The organism is Uliginosibacterium paludis (genome assembly GCF_039631355.1).
GTDB classification, from domain to species: domain Bacteria; phylum Pseudomonadota; class Gammaproteobacteria; order Burkholderiales; family Rhodocyclaceae; genus Uliginosibacterium; species Uliginosibacterium paludis.
The window spans coordinates 45,866-67,754 of the sequence record NZ_JBDIVF010000014.1 but is presented as its reverse complement, the minus strand read 5'-3'; the positions used below and the strand labels follow the sequence as shown (position 1 = coordinate 67,754).

General features: G+C 66.0%; 18 protein-coding genes. 8 read left to right on the top strand and 10 right to left on the bottom strand.

The window, feature by feature from the left end:
• Positions 1-116 precede the first annotated feature (116 nt).
• The 3 genes from ubiB to ABDB87_RS19300 all read left to right on the top strand — a co-directional run bounded on the left by ubiB (position 117) and on the right by ABDB87_RS19300 (position 4,411).
• The gene (gene ubiB, locus ABDB87_RS19310; protein ID WP_345930163.1) at positions 117-1,631 is read left to right on the top strand and encodes a ubiquinone biosynthesis regulatory protein kinase UbiB; all 1,515 of its coding nucleotides are present in this window, start codon (positions 117-119) and stop codon (positions 1,629-1,631) included.
• A gap of 172 nt (positions 1,632-1,803) precedes the next feature.
• Positions 1,804-3,336, top strand: coding sequence for a high affinity choline transporter 1 (locus ABDB87_RS19305; RefSeq protein ID WP_345930161.1), 1,533 nt, complete (start codon positions 1,804-1,806; stop codon positions 3,334-3,336).
• Between the two features lie 22 nt (positions 3,337-3,358).
• Positions 3,359-4,411: a VanZ family protein gene (locus ABDB87_RS19300; protein WP_345930159.1), complete on the top strand. Its 1,053-nt coding sequence runs from the start codon at positions 3,359-3,361 to the stop codon at positions 4,409-4,411.
• Positions 4,412-4,414: 3 nt separating this feature from the next.
• On the opposite strand, the gene ABDB87_RS19295 is transcribed toward ABDB87_RS19300, so the two are convergent.
• Genes ABDB87_RS19295 through ABDB87_RS19270 form a run of 6 tightly spaced genes read right to left on the bottom strand, consistent with a single transcriptional unit; the run spans position 4,415 to position 8,149 of the window.
• On the bottom strand, positions 4,415-5,035 hold the full coding sequence (locus ABDB87_RS19295) for a Maf family protein (protein WP_345930157.1): 621 nt from the start codon (positions 5,033-5,035) through the stop codon (positions 4,415-4,417).
• Between the two features lie 13 nt (positions 5,036-5,048).
• On the bottom strand, positions 5,049-5,519 hold the full coding sequence (gene rlmH / locus ABDB87_RS19290; protein ID WP_345930155.1) for a 23S rRNA (pseudouridine(1915)-N(3))-methyltransferase RlmH: 471 nt from the start codon (positions 5,517-5,519) through the stop codon (positions 5,049-5,051).
• Between the two features lie 10 nt (positions 5,520-5,529).
• Positions 5,530-5,904, bottom strand: coding sequence for a ribosome silencing factor (gene rsfS, locus ABDB87_RS19285; protein ID WP_345930153.1), 375 nt, complete (start codon positions 5,902-5,904; stop codon positions 5,530-5,532).
• A 3-nt stretch (positions 5,905-5,907) separates the two neighbouring features.
• On the bottom strand, positions 5,908-6,573 hold the full coding sequence (gene nadD, locus ABDB87_RS19280) for a nicotinate-nucleotide adenylyltransferase (protein ID WP_345930151.1): 666 nt from the start codon (positions 6,571-6,573) through the stop codon (positions 5,908-5,910).
• Positions 6,570-7,331, bottom strand: a complete 762-nt coding sequence (locus ABDB87_RS19275; protein ID WP_345930149.1) for a BPSS1780 family membrane protein — start codon at positions 7,329-7,331, stop codon at positions 6,570-6,572. The genes nadD and ABDB87_RS19275 overlap by 4 nt, the downstream gene beginning before the upstream one ends.
• The gene (locus tag ABDB87_RS19270; protein ID WP_345930147.1) at positions 7,331-8,149 is read right to left on the bottom strand and encodes a BPSS1780 family membrane protein; all 819 of its coding nucleotides are present in this window, start codon (positions 8,147-8,149) and stop codon (positions 7,331-7,333) included. Before ABDB87_RS19270 ends, ABDB87_RS19275 begins: the two co-directional genes overlap by 1 nt.
• Positions 8,150-8,305: 156 nt before the next feature.
• Between ABDB87_RS19270 and ABDB87_RS19265 the strand changes: the two genes are divergently transcribed.
• Entirely contained in the window at positions 8,306-10,318 is a 2,013-nt protein-coding gene (locus ABDB87_RS19265; protein WP_345930145.1) for a TonB-dependent receptor plug domain-containing protein, read from the top strand.
• 109 nt (positions 10,319-10,427) lie between these two features.
• Here ABDB87_RS19265 and ABDB87_RS19260 read toward each other — a convergent pair whose 3' ends face one another.
• Both ABDB87_RS19260 and ABDB87_RS19255 read right to left on the bottom strand, forming a co-directional pair.
• Positions 10,428-16,346 carry an excinuclease ABC subunit UvrA gene (locus ABDB87_RS19260; protein ID WP_345930143.1) on the bottom strand — a complete coding sequence of 1,973 codons (5,919 nt, stop codon included), beginning with the start codon at positions 16,344-16,346 and terminating at the stop codon, positions 10,428-10,430.
• Between the two features lie 62 nt (positions 16,347-16,408).
• Positions 16,409-16,681 (bottom strand): hypothetical protein, encoded by a 273-nt coding sequence (locus ABDB87_RS19255; RefSeq protein ID WP_345930141.1) that lies wholly within the window; start codon positions 16,679-16,681, stop codon positions 16,409-16,411.
• A gap of 106 nt (positions 16,682-16,787) precedes the next feature.
• Between ABDB87_RS19255 and ABDB87_RS19250 the strand changes: the two genes are divergently transcribed.
• A complete protein-coding gene (locus ABDB87_RS19250; RefSeq protein WP_345930139.1) occupies positions 16,788-17,243 on the top strand; it encodes a DUF2141 domain-containing protein in 456 nt (151 codons plus the stop codon).
• A 73-nt stretch (positions 17,244-17,316) separates the two neighbouring features.
• Here the strand turns inward: ABDB87_RS19250 and efp are convergent, their stop codons facing one another.
• Both efp and earP read right to left on the bottom strand, forming a co-directional pair.
• Positions 17,317-17,874, bottom strand: a complete 558-nt coding sequence (gene efp / locus ABDB87_RS19245) for an elongation factor P (protein ID WP_345930137.1) — start codon at positions 17,872-17,874, stop codon at positions 17,317-17,319.
• 101 nt (positions 17,875-17,975) lie between these two features.
• Positions 17,976-19,148 (bottom strand): elongation factor P maturation arginine rhamnosyltransferase EarP, encoded by a 1,173-nt coding sequence (gene earP / locus ABDB87_RS19240; RefSeq protein WP_345930135.1) that lies wholly within the window; start codon positions 19,146-19,148, stop codon positions 17,976-17,978.
• 51 nt (positions 19,149-19,199) lie between these two features.
• Between earP and ABDB87_RS19235 the strand changes: the two genes are divergently transcribed.
• The 3 genes from ABDB87_RS19235 to ABDB87_RS19225 all read left to right on the top strand — a co-directional run bounded on the left by ABDB87_RS19235 (position 19,200) and on the right by ABDB87_RS19225 (position 21,857).
• Entirely contained in the window at positions 19,200-19,892 is a 693-nt protein-coding gene (locus tag ABDB87_RS19235; protein WP_345930133.1) for a Crp/Fnr family transcriptional regulator, read from the top strand.
• Positions 19,893-19,917: 25 nt separating this feature from the next.
• Positions 19,918-20,535, top strand: a complete 618-nt coding sequence (locus tag ABDB87_RS19230; RefSeq protein ID WP_345930132.1) for a glutathione S-transferase family protein — start codon at positions 19,918-19,920, stop codon at positions 20,533-20,535.
• 131 nt (positions 20,536-20,666) lie between these two features.
• Positions 20,667-21,857 (top strand): MFS transporter, encoded by a 1,191-nt coding sequence (locus ABDB87_RS19225; RefSeq protein ID WP_345930130.1) that lies wholly within the window; start codon positions 20,667-20,669, stop codon positions 21,855-21,857.
• Positions 21,858-21,889: the final 32 nt, after the last annotated feature.

Genomic DNA, 21,889 nt, shown 5'->3' with positions numbered 1-21,889 from the left:
CTCCCGACTCCCGACTCCCGACTCCCGACTCCCGACTCCCGACTCCCGACTCCCGACTCCCGACTCCCGACTCCCGAGCTGCTACCATCCTTCCTTTGCCCAGCCCGAACCTCATCGTGCGCCTGCTTCGCCTCACCAAGATCGTTTCCGTCAGCCTGCGTTTCGGTCTGGATCAGATGATCCTCGACCATGCGGCCAATACCCGCGTCGGCGAATGGTTGCGGCGACTGCTGCCGCGGCGCAGTTTTGCCGAATCCCGCGGGGCGCGTCTGCGCCGGGCGCTGGAGTCCCTCGGACCGATCTTCGTGAAGTTCGGCCAGATGCTGTCGACGCGACGCGACCTGCTGCCGCTGGATATTGCCGACGAGCTGGCCCTGCTGCAGGACCGCGTGCCGCCCTTCCCCACCGAGCAGGTGCTGGCGGTGCTGCAGACCGAGTACGGCCGGCCGGCGACCGAAGTATTCCGCAACTTCTCGCTGACGCCGGTGGCTTCGGCCTCGGTCGCACAGGTGCACTTCGCCGAGCTGCAGGATGGCACCGAGGTCGCGATCAAGGTGCTGCGCCCCGGAATCGAGGCTGTCATCGCGCATGATGTGGCGCTGATGGATACCGCTGCGCGCCTGATCGAAGCGCTCTGGCGTGAAGGGCGCCGCCTCAAGCCGCGCGAGGTGGTGGACGAATTCTCGCGCCACCTCGAGGACGAGATGGACATGACGCGCGAGGCGTCGAACTGCTCGCAGCTGCGTCGCAATTTCACCGGTTCGCCCCTGCTGCAGGTGCCGGAGATTCACTGGGATTATTGCGGCCGTCGGGTGCTGGTGATGCAGCGCATGGCCGGCCTGCCGATTTCGCAGATCGAGGCCCTGCGCGCGCAAGGGGTGGATCTCAAGGCGCTGTCCCGCGCCGGTGTCGAGATCTTCTTCACCCAGGTTTTCCGTGACGGTTTCTTTCATGCCGACATGCATCCGGGCAACATCCTGGTCGCACCCAATGGTCAGTATGTGGCGCTGGATTTCGGCATCATGGGAACGCTGAATGACCGCGACAAGAACTATCTCGCGCAGAACTTCCTCGCCTTTTTCCGTCGTGACTACAAGCGTGTCGCCCAGGCTCACATCGATGCCGGCTGGGTGCCGGCGCACACCCGCGTCGACGAGTTCGAGAGCGCGATCCGCGCGGTGTGCGAGCCGATCTTCGACCGGCCGCTGAAGGAGATCTCCTTCGGCAAGACCCTGCTGCGCCTTTTCCAGACGGCGCATCGTTTCGAGATGGAAGTCCAGCCCCAGCTGGTGATGCTGCAGAAGACCCTGCTCAATATCGAGGGGCTCGGTCGCCAGCTCGACCCCGATCTCGATCTGTGGCAGACCGCGAAGCCCTTCCTGGAGCGCTGGATGAGCGAGCAGGTGGGCTGGCGTGCCCTGGTGCGGCACCTCAAGGATGAGGCGCCGGACTGGGCCGCGACCCTGCCGCAACTGCCGCGCCTGCTGCATCGCGCCCTCAACGACGAGAGCAAGGCGCGCGAGCTTGCGCACCAGGCTGCCCTGCTGCAGCTTCTGGAGCGGCGCAATCGCTGGCTGGCAACCCTGTGCGCCTTGCTGGCGCTGGCTTTGGCCGGAATCTGGCTGCACTGAGCAGGCGCTTCAGGCCCCTCGTTTGCCGCCCGTGTGGCGGCTGACCGCACAGCCCCGTTTTTGCCGGATGCTGCACCGCCCGGATGGGTATAATCCCTGACGTGCCACGCGGCGAGAGCCGGTTCCAGATAGCTGCAGCGGATCATCGAAATCCGCGCTCCGAGGGTCTGAAATGCTGATTGCCTTTGTCATTGCCTACCTGCTCGTTTCGGTTGCCATCGGCCTCTATGCCGCAACACGCGTCAAGAACACGACCGATTACGTCACCACAGGGCGGCATCTGCCCTTCTACATCACGGTAGCCACCGTTTTTGCGACCTGGTTCGGTGCCGAAACCGTGCTGGGCATTTCCGCCACCTTCGTGAAAGATGGCCTGCATGGCATCGTGGCGGACCCCTTCGGCTCATCGGCCGCGCTGATCTTCTTCGGCATCTTTTTCGCGCTGCCGCTCTATCGCATGAATCTCATGACGCTGGGTGACTTCTACCGCCGCCGCTACGGGCGTGCCGTGGAGATCATCACTTCGGTGGTCATCACGATTTCCTACCTGGGCTGGGTGGCGGCGCAGATCTCCGCACTCGGGCTGGTGTTCTCGGTGCTGTCGCACGGGCAGATCTCGGTGACCTCCGGCATGCTCATCGGCACCGGCGTCGTGCTGCTCTACACGCTCTATGGCGGCATGTGGTCGGTGGCGCTCACCGACTTCATGCAGATGACGGTGATCGTTGCCGGCCTGATCTACATTGCCTGGACGGTGGGTGACATGGCCGGTGGCGTGGGCAACGTGGTGGGCCACATGCAGGCCGAAGGCAAGCTGAGCTTCTTTCCGGAGGCGAATCTGCTCAAGTGGGTGGCGTTCATCGGCGGCTTTGCGACCATGGCACTGGGGTCCATTCCGCAGCAGGACGTCTTTCAGCGCGTGAATTCGGCCCGTACCGAGAAGGGCGCGGTCTGGGGGACGGTGACCGGCGGCGTGGCCTATTTCTTCTTCGCCTTCGTGCCGCTCTTCATCGCCTACTCGGCCACCATCGTTGCCCCCGAACTCATCACGCAATATCTGGGTGAGGGCGGCGATTCGCAGATGGTGCTGCCGCAGCTGGTGCTCACCCACATGCCGGTGTTCGCCCAGGTGCTGTTCTTCGGCGCGCTGCTGTCGGCCATCATGAGCACGGCGTCGGGCACGCTGCTCGCGCCTTCGGTGACTTTCTCCGAAAACGTCCTTCACGGCTTCTTTCCCGGCATGAGCGACAAGCACTTCCTGCGCATGACGCGGATCATCGTGGTGGTGTTCACCGCACTGGTGCTGACCTTCGCGCTCAACAGCGATTCGTCGATCTACGAGATGGTCGAGCAGGCCTATTCGGTGACGCTGGCGATGGCTTTCTCGCCGCTGGCTTTCGGCCTGTACTGGAAGCGCGCGACCAATCAGGGGGCGATTTTCTCGATCATTAGCGGCGGCGTGGTGTGGCTGGGGCTGCTGCTGCCGCAGATGGGCTGGATGCCTGCGCCGCAATCCTGGATCGATCTGGCCAATCTGATTCCGCCACAGTTCATCGGTTTCCTGGCCAGCGTGCTGGCCATGCTGATCGGTTCGCTGATGCCCCAATTCCTCACCGGCGGCGTGCAGCACGGCCATCATCATGGCGACGCCAGCCATCACGGCGCCGCTGCCGGGCTCACGGGCCACACGGCCCGCAAGTCCTGAGGCCGGTCGGGACAGGCTCCTGATGCAGTCCTGGCGCAGCCTGCCCCGCTACCTCTGCCTTGCCTACACGCTGCTGCTCCTGCTGGTCTGCCTGCATCCCTTCTCGGGCTGGACCAGCCCCGGCGAGTCGCCGCTGGCCTTCCTGACCGAGCCTTGGCAGAAGTACATCTCGCTGGTCGACGTCTATCTCAATATCGCCGGTTTCGTGCCTTTCGGCTTCATGCTGGCGGCCTCGATCCGTGAAGGGCGCAAGCCCGGGCGTGTCGTGCTGTTCGTCTGCGCGGCCAGCTTCCTGCTGAGCTTTTCCATCGAATTCATCCAGAACTGGCTGCCGAGCCGGGTTTCATCGAATCTCGATCTCGCCACCAATTTCGCCGGTGGTTTCATCGGCGCGCTGGCAGGCGTGCGCTGGGGGCGGGCGTTCGGACAGGACGGCCCCCTGCAGCGCTGGCGCAATCGCCGGATCCAGCCGGGCCACATCGGCGAGCTGGGCCTGCTGCTGATCGGTCTGTGGTGGCTCAGCCAGCTCGAACCCGGTGGCTTGCTCTTCGGTGCGGGCGACCTGCGCTCGCTTTTCGACCTGCCGGCGCCGCTGGCTTTTTCGGCGCGGCGCTATTTCGTGCTGGAAGTTGCGGTCGTGGCGAGTTCGACGCTCGGGGTCGGGCTCTTCACGCGCCGCTGCATGCGCGAGCCTTCCGTGCTCTTCCTGCTGATGGTGCTGCTGCTGGGACTCGGGCTGCGTTCGCTGGCGAACTATTTCTTCCTGAGTCCGGAGGATGTACTGGCCTGGGCGACGCCGGGGGCCTTGCGCGGCCTGCTGCTGGGCGTGGTGCTGTTCGTTGTGGCCTCGCGCCTGCCACGCTGGGGGCAGCATAGCCTCGCGAGCCTGACGCTGCTGGTGAGCACCGCGCTGGTCAATCTGGCGCCGGAGAATCCCTTCATCGCGGTAGCGCTGGGCACGGGCCATGAAGGACATCTGCTCAACTTCTACGGACTCACCCGGCTGGTCACGCTCGCCTGGCCCTTCTTCGCGCTGACCTGGCTCTCGGCGCAGGCCGTGGTGCGGCGCTGGTAGCGCTTAGAGGTCCATCCCGAAGCTGCGCAGCAGTCCGGTGGTTTCGAACAGGGGCAGGCCCATGATGCCGCTGTAGGAGCCCTCGATATGCCGGATGAAACTGGCCGCGCGGCCCTGGATGCCATAGGCGCCGGCCTTGTCGAAGGGCTCGCCGCTGGCCACGTAGCGCGCGATGTCCCGGTCGTCGAGCTCGCGGAAATGCACGGTGCTGATCGAGAGGCGATGCTCCAGGCGATCGTCGAGGGCCACCGCCACGGCGGTGAGTACGCGGTGGCTGCGACCGGAGAGATCGCGCAGGATGGACATTGCATGTGCGGCATCGTCGGGCTTGCCGATGATGGCGCCATCGAGATCGAGCGTGGTGTCGGCGGAGAGCACCGGCAGGCGCGGCAGGCGGCGCCAGTCGAGACGGCTCAGCGCGCCGGCGGCCTTGGCAATCGCGACTCTGACGACATAGGTCTCGGGATCTTCACCGGCCAGCACGTCTTCCGAAACATCCTCGTCTTCCCGCGGCGGCGCACGGAACATCACGGTGTCGAAATCGACGCCGATCTGCTGAAGCAGTTCGCGCCGGCGCGGGCTGCGCGAGGCGAGGTAGATCCTGGGATGAACGTTGAGGGCCATGGTCAGCAGGGCGTCATTCGCGATGGTAAGGGTGGTTGTTTACCACACTCCATGCGCGATAAAGGGCTTCGGCAAGCAGGGGTCTCACCATGGCGTGCGGCAGGGTCAGGCTGGAGAGGCGGAGTTTTTCCTGCGCCTCGGCCTTGAAGGCCGGGTCCAGGCCGTCCGGGCCGCCGATGGCGAACACCACGTCGTCGCCCATGCCCATCCACTTCTGCAGGCGTTCGGCCAGCTGCTTCGTGGTGAGGTCGTCGCCGCGCTCGTCGAGCACGACCAGCCGGCGCCGTGCCGGCATGGCCGCGCGCAGACGCTCGGCTTCCGCGTTCATCATGGCGGCGGGTGTCTTGCCGGTGGTGCGCGGTTCGGCCTTCACCTCGAGGAGTTCGAGCGGGCAATCGCGCGGCAGGCGCTTGGCGAATTCGGCAAAGCCGGTCTCGACCCAGCCGGGCATGCGCGTGCCCACGGCTGCGATGATCAGTTTCATCGGGGAGGGGTCAGTCCTGCGCGGCGGCTTCCTGGTCGGCGATCAGTTTGCGGCGGCGCGCCGGCGTGGTCGACCAGAGTTCTTCCAGGTTGTAGTAGCTGCGGACGGCGGGCTGCATGAGATGCACGACGATGTCGCCGAGATCGACCAGGACCCATTCGCCCGATTCCTCTCCCTCGACGCTGACGATTTCGCCGCCGGCTTCGCGGACCTTGACCTGCACGTTGTTGGCCAGCGCGCGCGTCTGGCGGTTGGAGGTGCCGCTCGCGATGATCACGCGGTCGAACAGGGAGGTGAGCTTGGTGACGTTGATGACTTCGATGTCCTGCGCCTTGATGTCTTCGAGGGCATCAACGACGATTTTCTGCAGCTTGCGGAGTTCCATGGGTCAGACAGGGGCTTTCGGGTAGAGGTGGTGATCCTGAATATAGTCGAGAACGGGGTCAGGCACCAAAAAGCGCGGGCTTCTGCCCAGCGCGAGGTGGTCGCGGATCGAGGTCGCCGAGATCGCCAGCGGCGTCATCGAAAAGCCGCTGATGAGGCCGGCCGGCCGGGTGGCGAGCTGGCGGGCGTCCTCGCAGAAACGTGTCTGGAAGACCGTGGCGAGCGCGGCATCCATCTGTTGCGCCTGCAGGCTGTAGCCGGGGCGGGTCGCCACCGCCACATGCGCGTGCGCGAACAGTTCCTGCCAGCGATGCCAGCCTGCCAGCCCGAGGAAGGCGTCCGCGCCCATCAGCAGGACCAGCGGACGGTTGGCGCCGAGTTCATGGCGCAGGCGTTCAAGCGTCAGGATGGTGTAGCTCGCCTGTGGTGCGAGCACTTCGGCCGGGTCGACTTCCAGCTCCGGCACGCCCGCCACCGCCAGCTCGACCATCCGCAGCCGATCGGCTGCCGGCGTGCCGGGCTGGCCGCGATGCGGTGGCTGTCCGGCCGGAATCAGTCGCACGACCTCGAGCCCGAGCGCATCCCGGGCCTCCAGCGCCATGCGCAGATGGCCGGCGTGGATCGGGTCAAACGTGCCGCCGAGAATGCCCAGCGGCCCGGTCGGGCTCATTGCGCGAGCACCTCGCCGAAGATGTCGCAGGCGCTGGCATGAAAGGTCGCGTAGAACACCGGCATCATGATCAGGAACAAGGGCGCGAGCAGCAGGCTGCCCAGGGCCGGCGATGCCGCACTGACGACATTGATCAGCAGGGCCGGCAGGAAAGCGAAGAGCAGCGCCCAGAGCAGCATGCTGACCACCAGCGGCGCGATGTTGCGCCAGCAGCTCACGATGTTGAAGAACACCGCCTTGACCGGGCTGATTCCGCCCAGCGCCACCAGTTGCGGCGTGAACCAGAACAGCAGCTCAAGCGGCAGGCCCAGGGCCATGCCCCAGCCGACGAAGGCTTCAAGCCGTGGCGAGAGCATCAGCGTGCTGCCGTCTGCAGACAGCTTGCCGAGTGATTCGGTCGGGTCGATGCCGGCGATCCTGGCCGCGAGGATCACGCAGGCCAGCTGGCTGACGAGTCGCGCGGCGCCGATCACCATCTGGCGCGACAGATGCAGGCGGAATCCGGAGAACAGCACCACCGGCGCGCCGCTACCGGTCCTGCGGATCTCGCTGCACAGCCGGAATACGCCAACGCCCAGCGGCGGCAGCAGCAGTGCCGGCAGGAACTGGCCGAGGCCGGGCACCACGGCAGCGATGAGCAGCAGCATGGTCATCGTGAGGCAGGCGCCGGTCAGCGCCATCGGCGCCTTGCGCCAGAGCGCGAAGCCCTGACTCAGCCAGACCCAGCCCTGACGGGCCGGAAAACGTTGCGCCTGCATCAGTTGCCCTCCCCCTTGCCGAGGCGGGTGAGGGGCGGGGCCGGCTGGAACAGCTCGCGCCGGGCCGCCGCAATGGCGCCCACCACGACCGGGATATAAACCAGGATGCCCAGCCCGGCCGGCAGCAGCGCCAGCACGAAGAGCAGGTAGAGGATCACGGCCAGCAGGAACATCGCGCCTGGATTGCGCAGGCTGGCCGAGAGCGAGAGGCGCATCGCGTCGAACGAGGGGGCGTTGTCGCGCATGATCAGGGCCGGCGCGAGCAGCAGGGCCAGCATCATCATGCCCCACAGCAGCAGGAAGACCGCCAGCGCGATGCCCAGGTCGGCCAGCATGCCGACCACATCGGCGGCCATCGAATTGATCGTGCTGCCCAACGAATCGCCGAACAGGCTCACCAGCAGGCTGCCGCTCAGCGCGATGTAGACGAGCAGGTGCAGGATCACCAGCGGAATGGCGTAGAACAGGCCCACCAGCGTGAGGTTGCCGGCATGCAGGCGAAAGCCCGAGAACAGATCCTCGAAACGCGGCATGCCGCCTTCAGCCTGGCGATTGGCCGCATTGATGAGACCGCCCATCAGCAGTGAAAGCAGCAGCGGCGGCAGGATCGGGCCGATCAGCGGAATCGGTACCAGCAGCGTGGCGACCGCCAGCATCGAGAAACAGCCCAGGGCGAGCAGGATCCATTCGGCGGGGCGGGCGGCAAACATGCGCCAGCCTGCAAGCAGCCAGGACAGGCTGCGGTAGGGGCTGACGCGTTCGGGAGCGGGCAGATGGGCCAGACCGTGCGGGGTCTGCGGAAGGCGGGTCGGTTGCATTGAAGGTGCTGGGAAGAGTGACAGGAGCCGCAGCTGCGATGCAGGCTGTGCCTGAGGCTAGCACAGTTTCCTTTGACACCACATACGCCGGCGGAATTCCCGATGACAGTGATTTAGTACTCGATTTCCTGCCTGTCATGCTGCCTATAATCCGGCATGCCCCTTCGTCGCTTGCTTCTTCCTGCTTCCCTGCTCTGTGCGCTGCCGTTTCCGGCCCACGCCGGCGAGGAAGCCTACTTTGAAGACCTGCCCGTCGTGCTGACCGCCTCGCGCCTGCCCCAGCCGGTGAACGAGGCCCCCGGCGCCGTGACGGTGATCGATCGCGCCTTCATCAAGGCGACCGGCTATCGCAATCTGGCCCGCATCTTCCGGCTGGTGCCGGGAATGCAGGTGGGGCAGGAGCGTGGCAATGCCAACTGGGTGACCTATCACGGGCTGTCGAGCACCTTTCCGTCCGAGATGCAGGTGCTGATTGACGGGCGCTCCGTCTATTCGCCGGCGAGCTTCGGTGGCGTTGACTGGCAGAGCCTGCCGATCACGGTCGATGACATCGAGAGGATCGAGATCCTGCGCGGCTCGAATGCGGTGACCTACGGGGCCAATGCCTTCCTCGGCGTGATCAACATCATCACCCGCCACAGTGCCGAGGCCCCGGATACCCATGCCTCGATCAGCGGCGGCAGCCCCGGCGTTTTCGATGCCGGCGCCGGCACCGGTGGCCGGATCGCCGGCGCCGATTACATGCTCAATGTGCAGCGCAAGCGTGACAGCGGCTTCGAGGACATGTACGACAGCACTGACACCCGGCTGGTCAGCGTGCGCTCCGACTACCGGATTTCTCCGCGTGACGAGCTGAGCCTGCGCATGGCCGGCAGCGACAGCTGGCGGCAGGAGGGCTACCCGAGCTCCGTCAACAGCAACAATGCCACCCGCAATTCGCACAGCCAGAACTACACCGTTCATACCCAGTGGAACCACACCCCGCAAGCGGGCAATGAATGGCTGTTCCACTACTACCGCAACCAGGAGCGCATCGTTGAGCGCTGGGACGCCCACGGGCCGAGTTCCCGGATCTTCCCGGCCGGACCGGTCGTGCCGATCGATCTGGACCGCGTTGCGATCCGTGACCATCTGGAGATGCAGAACCGTCGTGCGCTGACGCAGGATGTGCAGGCCGTCTGGGGGCTGGAGGGGCGGCGTGACGAAGTCCATGCGCCCTATCTCTATGCCGGGCGTGCAAGCACCGTGACCCAGATGGCACGTCTCTTCGGCAATACCGAATGGAAGTTCGCCCCGGCCTGGCAGCTCAGCTCCGGTGCGGCGGTGGAGGCCTATGAGCGCGAACCGGTGCATTTCGCGCCGCGCCTGTTCCTCAACTGGCAGGCCAGTCGCAGCGACACGCTGCGCGCCGGGGTGGCGCGCGCCTGGACGCAGCGCCCGACCTTCGAGAAAGAGGGCGACGTACGCGCCATCGAACCGGTGAGCGGGCTGCTGATCCAGAATCCCTATCAGCCGAACGAAAACCTGAAGCAGGCTCGGGTAGACAGCATCGAGGCAGGCTATCTCGGTCGCTTCCGGCCGATGGCTTCGAGTCTGGACGTGCGCGTGTTTCGCGAGCGCATTACTGATTTCATCTATCGCCGTGCGGTGCGTTCCCCGCTCGATCCGCTGCTGAACAGCGTCAATGACTCCGCGCAGTATGTGAATGCGAAGGATCCGGTGATCCTGACCGGTGTCGAGTATCAGTTCAAATGGACGCCCTGGCGTGGCGGCGAATGGATGTTCAATCACACGCTGATCCGGACCCAGGCCATGTCGCTGCTGCAGAACCGGGTCGCCCCGTATGTGGCCACCCTGAGCTGGCGTCAGGACTGGGGCGCCGGCTGGTCCAGCATGATCAGCGGCATGCGCATGGGTCCGCTGGCCGGTGGCGACGGCATGGTGCCGATCTACCGCTACGTCGCGCCGGCCTACACCAGCTTCGACGCGCGGATTGCCTGGGCGCAACGCCTGTCGTCCGGTCAGCGCATCGAGTACTCGCTCAACGGCATCAATCTCGGCAAGCGCCACCAGGAGATTGCCGACCGTTCGCAGCAGAGCCTTTACGGCAGCGAGCCCGCCAATCGGGTGTCACCGATGATCTATGCAGCGGTGAGTCTGGCGCTCTGAGACCGCTTCAGGCGCAGGCCATGAATGCCACAGGAATATCGCTTGCGCCGGGCAGAGCGCCGGCAGTCTCTTGCCGACTCCCGACTCCCGACTCCCGACTCCCGATGCTTCAGCCTTTCACTTTGCCGGACTGAGTGCGCTTCAGGAAGGATTTCAGCGCACGACCGGTATGGGTGTCGGCCTTCAGCACGCCGGCGACCGGGCCCTGATACACCAGGCGGCCGCCATCCGTGCCACCTTCCGGCCCCATGTCGATCAGCCAGTCGGCCTCGGCCATCACATCCAGGTCATGCTCGATGACCAGCGCTGTATTGCCGGCTTCCACAAGCCGGTGCAGCACCGTGATCAGCTTGGCGACGTCGGCCATATGCAATCCGACTGTGGGTTCGTCGAGCACGTAGAGCGTGTGCGGGCTCTTGTACTTTGAGGCGCGCGCGGCCGGATCGGTCTTCACCTTCGCCAGCTCGGTGACGAGCTTGATGCGCTGGGCTTCGCCACCCGAGAGCGTCGGTGAGGCCTGACCCAGGGTCAGATAGCCGAGGCCCACGTCCTGCAAGAGCTTCAAGGGATGCGAGACCTTGGGATGCGCGGCGAAGAACTCGACGGCTTCGTCGACTTCCATCGCCAGCACCTGCGCGATGCTCTTCTCGCGCCAGGTGGCGCTGAGCGTGTCGGCGTTGAAGCGCGCGCCCTCGCAGACTTCGCAGCGCACCTTCACATCCGGCAGGAAGTTCATCGCCACAGTCTGCACGCCCGCGCCTTCGCAGGCCGGGCAGCGGCCGTCGCCGGTGTTGAAGGAGAAGCGCGCCGCGCTCCAGCCGCGCAGCTTGGCGGTTTCGGTGTTGGCAAAGAGCTTGCGGATCTCGTCCCAGAAGCCGACGTAGGTGGCCGGACACGAGCGCGGTGTCTTGCCGATCGGCGTCTGGTCGACTTCGAGCACGCGGCCCACGGCCTGCCAACCCGTGATTGCGGCGCTACCCTGCAAACCGGCGCCGGCCTTGTGGGTGCGCGGCATCGGCTTGGCGGATTTGCGCCCGGCCGACTTGGCTTTCTCGTCTTCATCACCACCAACCAGCCGCTTCAGGTTGGCGTGCAGCACGTCGCGCGCCAGCGTGGATTTACCGGAGCCGGACACGCCGGTGACCACCGTGAGGCGATTCAGCGGCACCTGCACATCGACGCCCTGCAGGTTGTGCAGGGTGGCGCCCTTGAGGCGGATGGCTTCGTCCGAAGACGCTGGCGCAGCGCGGCTGTGCAGCGGGTGCTGCAGTGGTGCGCGCAGGCACTGGCCGGTGACGGAGTCTGCTGCTTCGATCAGCTCGGCGGCCGTGCCCTGGGCGATCAGGCGCCCGCCGCGCGTGCCGGCGCCGGGGCCGAGATCCAGCACCTCGTCGGCGCGGCGGATGGTTTCCTCGTCGTGCTCGACCACCACCACCGTGTTGCCCTTCGCACGCAATGCCGTGAGCATGTCCAGCAAGACGCCGTTGTCGCGCGGATGCAGGCCGATGGAGGGTTCATCGAGCACATAGCAGACGCCGCGCAGATTGCTGCCGAGCTGGGCGGCGAGGCGGATGCGCTGGGCTTCGCCGCCGGACAGCGTGGGCGCGGCGCGGTCCAGCGCGAGATAGCCGAGGCCCACATCGCGCAGGAAGGCGAGGCGGTGCGTCAGCTCGCTGACGATGTCGCGGCCGATGCCGGCTTCGCGGCCGGCGAGCTGCAGACCCTTGATCCACTCGGCTAGCGCATTCACCGAGCGGCGGCTCATCTCGGTGATGGATTCCTCGCGGAATTTCACCGCACGCGCCACCGGGTTCAGACGCTCGCCCTGGCAGCTGCGGCAGGCGACTTCCTCGCCGTCCTCATCATCGAGGCCGGCAAATTCCATCTCGGCGACGTCGACCTCCGGATCCTTCATCCACTTCGGAATCTCGACGCCGGTGCCGCAGCAGCTCTCGCACCAGCCGTGCTTGGAGTTGTAGGAGAACAGGCGCGGGTCCAGCTCGGGGAAGCTGGTGCCGCAACTGGGGCAGGCGCGCAGGGTGGAGAAGGTGGTTTCGGGTAGCCCGGATGAAGCGGAGCGCAATCCGGGATCCGCGCCGCCATGCTTCCCGGATTCCGCCTGCGGCTGCATCCGGGCTACGTCATCGGGCGCTACGATCAAGCGGATCGTCCCCTTGCCGATCTGCAGCGCGGTGGAAAGCTTCTCGCGCAGCTCGGCTTCGCTGCGCGCGCTGACCTCCACATCGGCCACCGGCAGCTCGATGTTGTGTTCCTTGAAGCGGTCCAAGCGCGGCCAGGGCGCGACCGGGATGAACTCGCCATCCACGCGCAGGTGGGTGTAGCCCTTGCCCTTCGCCCACTTGGCGAGGTCGGTATAGAGGCCCTTGCGATTGACCACCAAGGGAGCCAACAGACCGACCTTGCGGCCCTTGTACTCACGCAGGATGCGTGCGGCGATGGCGTCTTCGGATTGCGGCTCGATCGCGCAGCCGCAGTCCGGGCAGTGCTGGGTGCCGAGCTTCACATAGAGCAGGCGCAGGAAATGATGCACCTCGGTGAGCGTGCCCACCGTGCTCTTGCGCCCGCCGCGGCTGGTGCGCTGCTCGATCGCCACGGTGGGCGGAATGCCGTGGATCGCGTCCACATCGGGCTTGCTGGCCGGCTGCACGAACTGGCGCGCATAGGCGTTCAGCGATTCGAGATAGCGGCGCTGGCCCTCGGCAAAAATGATGTCGAAAGCGAGCGTGGACTTGCCCGAGCCGGACACGCCGGTCACCACCGTGAAGCGGTTGTGCTGGATCGCCAGCGACACGTTTTTCAGGTTGTGCTCGCGGGCGTGCACGACCTCGATGGCATCGTGATGCGGGAGTGGGGAGTGGGGAGTGGAGAGTCGGTAAACCGTGGCGGGCTCGGCGGCGCGAAGCGCCCCGACTCCCGACTCCCGACTCTCGACTCCCAGGTGGTATTCCGCCAGCGCCCGCCCGGTATGCGAACGCGGCTCGGCGATCAGCGCCTCGACCGGGCCAGCGACGAGGATCTCGCCGCCACCGTCGCCGCCTTCGGGGCCGAGGTCGATCAGCCAGTCTGCGGCGCGCATGACATCCAGATTATGCTCGACGACCAGCACGGTGTTGCCGGCATCCACCAGCGCGCGCAGGGCACGCAGCAGCTTCTCGATGTCGCCGAAGTGCAGGCCGGTGGTCGGCTCATCGAAGAGGAACAGGCTGCCGTTCGTGGCAGCCTTTTTCTTCGAGGATTTCGCCGCGTATTCGGCCAGATGCCCGGCGAGCTTGAGGCGTTGTGCCTCGCCGCCGGAGAGCGTCGGCACCGGCTGGCCCAGGGTCAGGTAATCGAGGCCCACGTCGACCAGCGGCTGGATCGCGCGGGTGAGCTCCTTGTCCCCCTCGAAGAAGGCCAGCGCATCCGCGCAGGTCAGCTCCAGCACCTCGGCGATGCTCTTGCCGCGCAAATGCAGCTCCAGAAGCTCGGGGCGGTAGCGCGTGCCGTCACAGTCCGGGCAGCGCAGATACACGTCGGAGAGGAACTGCATCTCGACATGCTCGAAGCCGTTGCCGCCGCAGGTCGGGCAGCGTCCGTCGCCGGAGTTGAAGGAGAAGGTGCCGGCGGTGTAGCCTCGCTGCTCGGCTTCGGGCAGGGCCGCGTAGCGCTTGCGGATCACGTCGAAGGCGCCAACGTAGCTGGCGGGGTTCGAGCGCGTGGTCTTGCCGATGGCGCTCTGATCGACCATGACGACGGCATCGATCAGGTTCTCGCCGACGAGCTTGGCGAAAGCGCCCGGCGCTTCGGTGGCTTCGCCCTTGGCCTTCTTCAGCGCCGGCCACAGTACATCGGAAATCAGCGTGGACTTGCCCGAGCCGGAGACGCCGGTGACGCAGACGAGGCGACCCAGCGGCACGGAGAGATCGACGTTCTTCAGGTTGTTGGCCGTCGCGCCGAGCAGTTGCAGGCGCGGGGTTTTCGTGTCGACCGGCTGGCGCACCAGCCCGGCGTCGACTTGACGCTGACCACTCAAGAATTGCGCGGTCAGCGTGCTGGCATTGCTGCGCAGCTCGTCCGGCGTGCCGTTGAACACGATGTTGCCACCGGCCGCACCGGGGCCGGGGCCGATGTCGATGATGCGATCGGCATTGAGCATGACGGCCGGGTCGTGTTCCACCACCACCAGCGAGTTGCCGGCATCACGCAGGCGGCGCATCACGCCGTTGATGCGGTCGATGTCGCGCGGGTGGAGGCCGATCGAGGGCTCGTCGAGCACGAAGAGGGTATTCACCAGCGAGGTGCCCAGCGCGGTGGTGAGGTTGATGCGCTGCACCTCGCCGCCGGAGAGCGTGCGGCTCTGGCGGTCCAGCGTGAGGTAGCCGAGGCCCACTTCGCACAGATAGGCGAGGCGGCTGCGGATCTCCTGCATGACCAGATCGGCCGCGTCACCGGCCGTGCCTTCGATGTGCAGGGCGTTGAAGAATTCGCGTGCGCGCTCCACCGGCAGGCTCATTGCGTCATGCAGCGAGAGGCCGGGCAGGGCTTGCAGCGTGTCTTCGGCGAGGCGCAGCCCCTTGGCGCGGAAGCGCTTTCTTTGTAGCCCGGATGCAGGCCGCAGGCCGGAATCCGGGGCGGTGGCGGCACTGGAACCCCGGATTCCGCTTTGCTCCATCCGGGCTACGCCGAGGGCTTCATCGGCTTCGGCTTTGCTGCCCACCCGCCACAGCAGCGAGTCGGTCTTCAGGCGCGCGCCGGCGCAGGCCGGGCAGTCGGTGTAAGCACGGTAGCGGCTGAGCAGCACGCGGATGTGCATCTTGTAGGCCTTGGTTTCCAGCCAGTCGAAGAAGCGCCGCACGCCGTACCAGTATTTCGGCCAGGAGCGTTCCCAGCTCTTGAATTCGGGCTCGCCTTCCATGACCCAGTGACGATGCTCTGCGGGCAGATCGCGCCAGGCCACATCGGTGGCTACGCCGCGCAGGCGACACATCTTCATCAGATCTGTCTGGCACTCGCTGTAGCTCTCGCTCTGCCAGGGCTTCACTGCGCCGCCGGCGAGCGTTTTCGTTTCGTCCGGCACGATCAGGCCGGGGTCGATGCCGATCACGCGGCCGAAGCCCTTGCAGGTCTCGCAGGCGCCGACGGCGGAGTTGAAGGAGAAGTGCGCGGGCGTCGGTTCGGCGTAGTGGATATCGCAGTCGGCGCAGTGCAGGTCGGCGGAGAAGCGCCAGATCTGGGGAGTGGGGAGTGGGGAGTGGGGAGTGGGCGCCCCGTCTCCGGCTTTTCCGACTCCCGACTCCCGACTCCCCACTCCCGCCACAAGCGCTTCGCCCCCGAGATGCACCTCCACCTTCCCGTTGCCGAGGCGCAGCGCGCTTTCCAGCGCCTCGCTGACGCGTGCGGTCTCGGCATTGCCGAAGCGGAAGCGGTCCACCGTGACCAGCAGGCGCTTGCCGTCTTCCGCGATGCGCGTGAAGCCCTGACGCTCCAGATGGCCGCGCATTTCCTCGGCGGTGAAGTTTTCGGGAATCGTGATCGGGGCGACCAGCGCGAGGCGCGGATCCTCATGCTGCGGGCATCGTGTGGCCAGTGCGGCGAGGATGCTCGCCGGCGTTTCGCGCAGCACTTCCGCACCGCAGCCCTTGCAGTAGAGATGGCCGGCGCGGGCCCAGAGCAGCTTCAGGTAATCCGCCAGCTCGGTCATGGTGCCGACCGTGGAGCGCGAGGTGCGCACCTGGTTGCTCTGGTCGATGGCAATCGCCGGCGGCACGCCCTCGATGGCGTCGACCTGCGGCTTGTCCATGCGGTCGAGGAACTGGCGCGCGTAGGGCGAGAAGGTCTCGACGTAGCGGCGCTGGCCTTCGGCGTAGAGCGTGTCGAAGACCAGCGAGCTCTTGCCCGAACCCGAGGGGCCGGTCACCACCACCAGTTCGCCGGTGGGGATGTCGAGCGAGATGTTCTTAAGGTTGTTCTGGCGCGCGCCGCGGATGCGGATCGCGGGGCGGACATAGGGATGGGCGGGGGAGGACATCGGGGGCTGCCTGCTGCTGCGCAAAACATCATTGTGGCAGGAAGCCGGCCGCTCGGGCGCCCTCAGTCGCCGAAGGTATCCCTGGCTTTCTTGCCCACGTCACGACCAAGGTCTGCGGCGTCCGAGCCGATCTTTTTGCCGACGTCCTTGGCGCCGTGATAGACATCGACCGCGGTCTCCTTGACCACCTTGGCCGCGTCGACCGCGCCATTCGCCACCGCTTTCGCGCCCTTGGCGACTTCGCCGCTGGCGGCCTTGCTGTCCTGCTTCACTTCCTGCGCAGAGCAGGCGGTCAGCAGGGCGCACAAAAGGGGGATGAGGATTCTGGGCATCATCGCGTCTCCATTTCAAACAGGCTGAAGCATAGGACAATTGTTTCCTCCCGGAGTTGCCGCCGGGAATCTGTGGCGGGCAGCCGGCCAGGTTCTAAAAGGAGAAGGCATGCGTGGAAGTGAAGTGATGAGGGCGCTGGCCGCGCTCGCGGTGGCCGGAGGCATTCAGCCGGTATTCGCGCAGGAGGCGGCAGCAAAACCGTCGGCCGTGCTTGAAGTGAAGGTCGCACCGCTGCATTCGGCGCAGGGGGCGGTCCGCCTGGGGCTTTATGCCGACCCGGCCGGTTTTCGCAAGGAAGCCCGTGCGCTGCGGGTCGTGGAGCTGCCTGCGAGCCCGGGCGAAGTGGTGTTCCGGCTGGAGGGGCTGGCGCCGGGGCGCTATGCGCTGATGGCCTATCACGACGAAAATGCCAATGGCAAACTCGATCTGCGCCTGGGCATGTTCCCGATCGAGGGTTATGGCCTGTCGCGCAATCCGAAAGTGATGGGGCCGCCGGCTTTTGAGGACAGTGCCTTCGAGCTGGGTGCGGAAGGCGGCACGCAGCAGATCGAGATGCGCTACTGACGCTGGCGCGCCGGCAAGAGGCGAAAAAAAAGGACCGCGAAGGTCCTTTTTTCTGCCCGAGTGGCGGCGGTGCTTACTTCACGCGGCTGCGGTACTCGTCGGTGCGGGTGTCGATTTCGATCTTGTCACCGATTTCGACGAAGGCCGGCACCGGCAGTTCGAAGCCGGTCGCCAGGCGGGCGGGCTTCATGACCTTGCCGGAGGTGTCGCCCTTGACGGCGGGTTCGGTGTACTCGACCACGCGGACCACGGAGGTCGGCAGTTCGACCGAGATGGCCTTCTCGTTGTAGAACACGACTTCGCACTTCAGACCGTCTTCCAGGTACTTGAGCGCGTCGGTCATGTTGTCGGCTTCGATTTCGTACTGGTTGTACTCTTCGTCCATGAAGACGTACATCGGGTCGGCGAAGTAGGAGTAGGTCACTTCCTTGCGATCCAGCGTCACGACTTCGAACTTGTCGTCAGCCTTGTAGACGAATTCGGAACCGGCTTCGGTCAGCAGGTTCTTGAACTTCATCTTCACCTGGGCTGCGTTGCGGCCACCCTTGGAGTATTCGGTGCGCTGCACGACCAGTGCATCGGAGCCAACCATCACGACGTTGCCGACGCGGAGTTCTTGAGCGGTTTTCATAAAGACACCTTGGTACGGCGCCCTGAAAAGCGCCTGACAGAGAGTTGGTAGAGATTCCCGGCGCGGCCGCAGGGGCCGGCTTTACCCCGGAAGGGAACAAGTCAGTTGCCGGAAGCTCCGGTGGCTGCCTTGGGGAAAGCCGCACATTCTAGCAAGTTCTGGCAAAAAATCAGCAGCTTGGAGGCCAGGTCGGTGTCCTCCGCCAGTTTTTGCTGCCAGCTCGCGGCATGCGCAGCGAGTTCCGGCAATGCGGCGAGCAGGGCCGGCCATTGTCCGCCGGCGTCGCTTTCGCGCTCCCAGGCCTGCCAGAAATCCTTGAGTGCGCGCATTCCGGCCGTGCCGGATGAGGCGCCGTAGCGATGCAGGAAGGCGTCGAGCTTGACCCGGTGCCAGTCTTCTTCCTGCCGGTAGATGTGCCAGACGAAGGGCCGGCCCGCCCATTGGGCGCGAACGAAGGAGTCCTCGCCACGCACGAAGTTGAGCGCGCAGGCGGCGAGCAGATGGTCGTAGTCGCCCTGATCGAGGAAGGGCAGGAAGGCAAGCTGAAGCTTGCCGCAGCCGGCCGCGCCGCGTGAAGCGAGCCAGGCGTCGACCTGCGGCAGATGGCGGCCACTGGTCACGGCGCAGAAGATGTTGCGCTCGCCGCTGGCCCAGGCGTCCAGCAGGCCGGGCAGTGCGGCGTTTTCATAGGCGAAGAGCGAAATGCTCAGCGCGCCTGCTGCCGGTGCCTGCCCTGCGATGCGCTGCCAGAACGCGGCCTGGCTTGCGGCGTCCGCCTGGAAGGCCCGCAGCCTGTCGATGAGCCCCTTCTCCCGGATCAGTCCGCCAGTGGCGGGCGTGAAGCCGGGGAAAAAGAAGTGCTTGACCAGCGGCAGGCGCGGGTGCGGCGATGGCAGGCCGTGGCTGCCTTCCACCCAGCCTTCCGCGCTGAGGTATTCCAGATTGATCCAGGCCGGCTTGCGCGGTCGTTTCGCCATGGCCTCGACATAGGCGGCGGGCGGGTCGCAGGCGAAGGCTTCGATGACGATGTCGGCCGGCGTGGCGCTGGCTGCCGCCCCGTCCCAGCGGCAGATGTCCAGATCCGCGAGTCTCTGCTGTGCGGCGCTAGCGTCGAGTGCAGGGGCGAGCCGGGCGAAGCTCGCCAGGTCGTCCACCCACAGTCGCACGGCCAGACCCTGTTCCGCGGCGAGCTGGCGGGCCAGGCGCCAGCACACGCCGATGTCGCCGTAGTTGTCGATGACCTTGCAGAAGATGTCGCAGCGCGTGACGGACATGGCGGGATTGCGCAGAATGGGGCTTCGTATTGTCCCAGCAAGCCGGTGATTATGGAAAAAGCCCTCAAGACCGATGTGCGTGGCCTGCTTGGCCGCCTGCCGATGTTTGCCGCCGTGGATCCGGAGGCACTCGACCGTATTGCGCTCAGCGTCACCGAGCACCGGCTGGCACGCGGCGAAGTGCTGTTCCGCCAGAACACGCCCTGCAACGGCTTCTATCTCGTTGCCCACGGCCAGATGAAGATTGCGGTGATGGCGCCCAATGGCAACGAGAAAGTGCTCGAAATCATTCCTCCGCACATGAGTTTCGGCGAGGCGGTGATGTTCCTCGGCAAGCCCTATCCGGTGAATGCCGAAGCGCTGGTCGATTCGCTGGTGCTCGGGGTGCCGCGCGAGCCGGTGCTGGACCTCATCGACCATGACAAGCTTTTCGCGCGCAAGATGCTGGCCGGCCTCTCGCTGCGCCTGCATTCGCTGGTCAAGGATGTGGAGGGCTACGCGCTGCGCTCCTCCACCCAGCGCCTGATCGGCTACCTGCTGCGTGAAGCCGGGGAAGACGTGCCCGCCGCCAGGCTCGAGATCGATCTGCCGACCAGCAAGCAGGTGCTTGCTTCGCGTTTGTCGGTCACGCCCGAAACCTTCTCCCGCATCCTGCACAACCTGTCGTCGGCCGGTCTGATCGAGGTGGATGGCAAGACCATCCGCATCCTGGATCTGCCCGGTCTGCGCGATTTCGAGTCCTGAGCCCTCCGTCCTGCGGGAGATCGCGATGCTGACCCTCTATTACGCGCCGAACACCTGTGCGCTGGCCAGCCACCTTGCGCTGGAGTTTGCCGGCGCGGAATACGCCCTCGAACGTGTCGATTTCGCGAGCCGGGCGCAGCGCAGCGAGGCCTATCTGCGCATCAATCCGACCGGTCGCGTGCCCGCGCTGGCTACGCCGCAGGGTGTGCTGACCGAAACCCCGGCTCTGCTCCTGTATGTGGCGCAGTGCCATCCTGCTGCCGGTCTCGCGCCGCTGGAGGATCCCTTCCTGCTGGCGCGGGTGCAGTCCTTCAACAGCTATCTGGCCAGCACCGTGCATGTGGCGCATGCGCACCGTTTCCGGGGCGAGCGCTGGGCCGACGAGCCCGCGGCCATTGAGGCGATGAAGCAGAAGGTGCCGGCCAACATGCAGGCCTGCTTCCGGCTGATCGAGGATTCGCTGCTGGCCGGGCCCTGGGTGCTCGGCGAGCGCTTCTGCATCAGCGACCTCTACCTCTACACGATCTCCGAGTGGCTGGAGGCCGACGGCGTCGACATCCGTGACTTTCCCCGGGACAACGCGCTGCGCGAGCGTCTCCGGGCCGATCCGCGGGTGCAGCGGGTGAGGGCGGCCGAGGCCTGAGCGACCGCGGGCTCAGGCCTGCGGATCTCCCGATTTTCCTGCGACGCGAGCACGCCCGACGCGTGTTTCCTTTCGTGTCGCGCCGGCTGAGAACGTTCACATTTCACCTCCCGGCTGATAAAGTCGAGCCCATGAACTTGTCGCGCAACCAGATTCAGGTCCTGTCCCTCATCTCCGTTTCGATGCTCGCTCACATCACCATGGGGGGCGGACGGGTGGCCGCATCGCTCTTCATGCTCAAGCACGGGGGCTCGGAAACGATGGCAGGCATCGCCTACAGCGGCTACTGCCTGCTGCCGGCCCTGCTCTCGCTCCTGATGGGCAAGTGGATCGACCGGGCGGGAACCCGGCGCGTGATGCGCACCAGCCAGGCCATCATGGTGGCCGGCCTGATCCTGCCGGCGCTGTGGGAGAGCACCGCAAGCGTGCTGGCGAGTGCCCTGGTCTGCGGTTTCGGGTTTGCGAGCTACATGCTGGCGGCCAACGTGTCGGTCAGCATGATGCCGGTGGCGCACGACGGCGAGCGGGTCGGCATGCTGGGCTGGCTGGCGATGGGCAATTCGGTCGCCGCCGTGGGCGGCCCCACGCTGACCGGTTTCATGATCGACCACGGCGGATTCGGTGCAGCCTATGCACTGATGGCCGGCATCGTGCTGCTGAGTCTGGGCGTTTCCTTCAGCGTCGACGTGCCCGGCGGCGACGTGCGCCCCGGCAGGGCCGGCAGCGGCAGCAGCAGCGTGGTCAAGACGGTTTTCGGCAATCCGCGCATCCTGCGCATCTACCTGCTCGCGATGTGCTCCTCGATGCTCTACGACGGCTTTTCCTTCATGACGCCGGTGCTGGGGCATGAGCGAGGTTTTTCCGCGACCGCGATCGGCCTGATCATGTCCGCCTTCGCGATCGGCACGTTCGCGGTCCGCATATTCCTGCCCTGGCTGTCTCGCAGGATGCCGGAGTGGCGCACGCTGACGCTGACTTTCGGCGTGGCGTCCGCCGCCTTCCTGCTGTTGCCGCTTGCGCATGCGGGCTGGATGCATGCCGCGCTGGGCTTCGTGTTCGGGCTTTCGATGGGCGCGGGCGGGCCCAACATCATGAGTCTCGTCTATCGCGCCATGCCGCCGGAGCAGGCCGGTGAGGGCGCCGGCCTGCGCTCGATGATGGGGAACTCGGTCGGCCTGACCGCCCCCTCGGCCTACGGTGCGATCAGCGGCCTTTTCGGGGCCACGCCGGTTTTCCTGTGCGTCGGTCTGGTGGCCGGCATCGCGAGCTGGCAATCAGACCGGGGCTTTCGCTTCGCGCGCAAGGCCGCGACCATCGTCTGAAAAAAAGCCCGATCCGCGGATCGGGCTGCTGC

What these genes read in the sequence shown, in the direction of transcription:
- ABDB87_RS19305 (WP_345930161.1), top strand. Translation starts at nt 1,804, where the DNA reads ATGCTGATTGCCTTTGTCATTGCCTACCTGCTCGTTTCGGTTGCCATC.
- ABDB87_RS19300 (WP_345930159.1), top strand. Translation starts at nt 3,359, where the DNA reads ATGCAGTCCTGGCGCAGCCTGCCCCGCTACCTCTGCCTTGCCTACACG.
- ABDB87_RS19295 (WP_345930157.1), bottom strand. Translation starts at nt 5,035, where the DNA reads ATGGCCCTCAACGTTCATCCCAGGATCTACCTCGCCTCGCGCAGCCCG.
- rlmH (WP_345930155.1), bottom strand. Translation starts at nt 5,519, where the DNA reads ATGAAACTGATCATCGCAGCCGTGGGCACGCGCATGCCCGGCTGGGTC.
- rsfS (WP_345930153.1), bottom strand. Translation starts at nt 5,904, where the DNA reads ATGGAACTCCGCAAGCTGCAGAAAATCGTCGTTGATGCCCTCGAAGAC.
- nadD (WP_345930151.1), bottom strand. Translation starts at nt 6,573, where the DNA reads ATGAGCCCGACCGGGCCGCTGGGCATTCTCGGCGGCACGTTTGACCCG.
- ABDB87_RS19275 (WP_345930149.1), bottom strand. Translation starts at nt 7,331, where the DNA reads ATGCAGGCGCAACGTTTTCCGGCCCGTCAGGGCTGGGTCTGGCTGAGT.
- ABDB87_RS19270 (WP_345930147.1), bottom strand. Translation starts at nt 8,149, where the DNA reads ATGCAACCGACCCGCCTTCCGCAGACCCCGCACGGTCTGGCCCATCTG.
- ABDB87_RS19265 (WP_345930145.1), top strand. Translation starts at nt 8,306, where the DNA reads ATGCCCCTTCGTCGCTTGCTTCTTCCTGCTTCCCTGCTCTGTGCGCTG.
- ABDB87_RS19260 (WP_345930143.1), bottom strand. Translation starts at nt 16,346, where the DNA reads ATGTCCTCCCCCGCCCATCCCTATGTCCGCCCCGCGATCCGCATCCGC.
- ABDB87_RS19255 (WP_345930141.1), bottom strand. Translation starts at nt 16,681, where the DNA reads ATGATGCCCAGAATCCTCATCCCCCTTTTGTGCGCCCTGCTGACCGCC.
- ABDB87_RS19250 (WP_345930139.1), top strand. Translation starts at nt 16,788, where the DNA reads ATGCGTGGAAGTGAAGTGATGAGGGCGCTGGCCGCGCTCGCGGTGGCC.
- efp (WP_345930137.1), bottom strand. Translation starts at nt 17,874, where the DNA reads ATGAAAACCGCTCAAGAACTCCGCGTCGGCAACGTCGTGATGGTTGGC.
- earP (WP_345930135.1), bottom strand. Translation starts at nt 19,148, where the DNA reads ATGTCCGTCACGCGCTGCGACATCTTCTGCAAGGTCATCGACAACTAC.
- ABDB87_RS19235 (WP_345930133.1), top strand. Translation starts at nt 19,200, where the DNA reads ATGGAAAAAGCCCTCAAGACCGATGTGCGTGGCCTGCTTGGCCGCCTG.
- ABDB87_RS19230 (WP_345930132.1), top strand. Translation starts at nt 19,918, where the DNA reads ATGCTGACCCTCTATTACGCGCCGAACACCTGTGCGCTGGCCAGCCAC.
- ABDB87_RS19225 (WP_345930130.1), top strand. Translation starts at nt 20,667, where the DNA reads ATGAACTTGTCGCGCAACCAGATTCAGGTCCTGTCCCTCATCTCCGTT.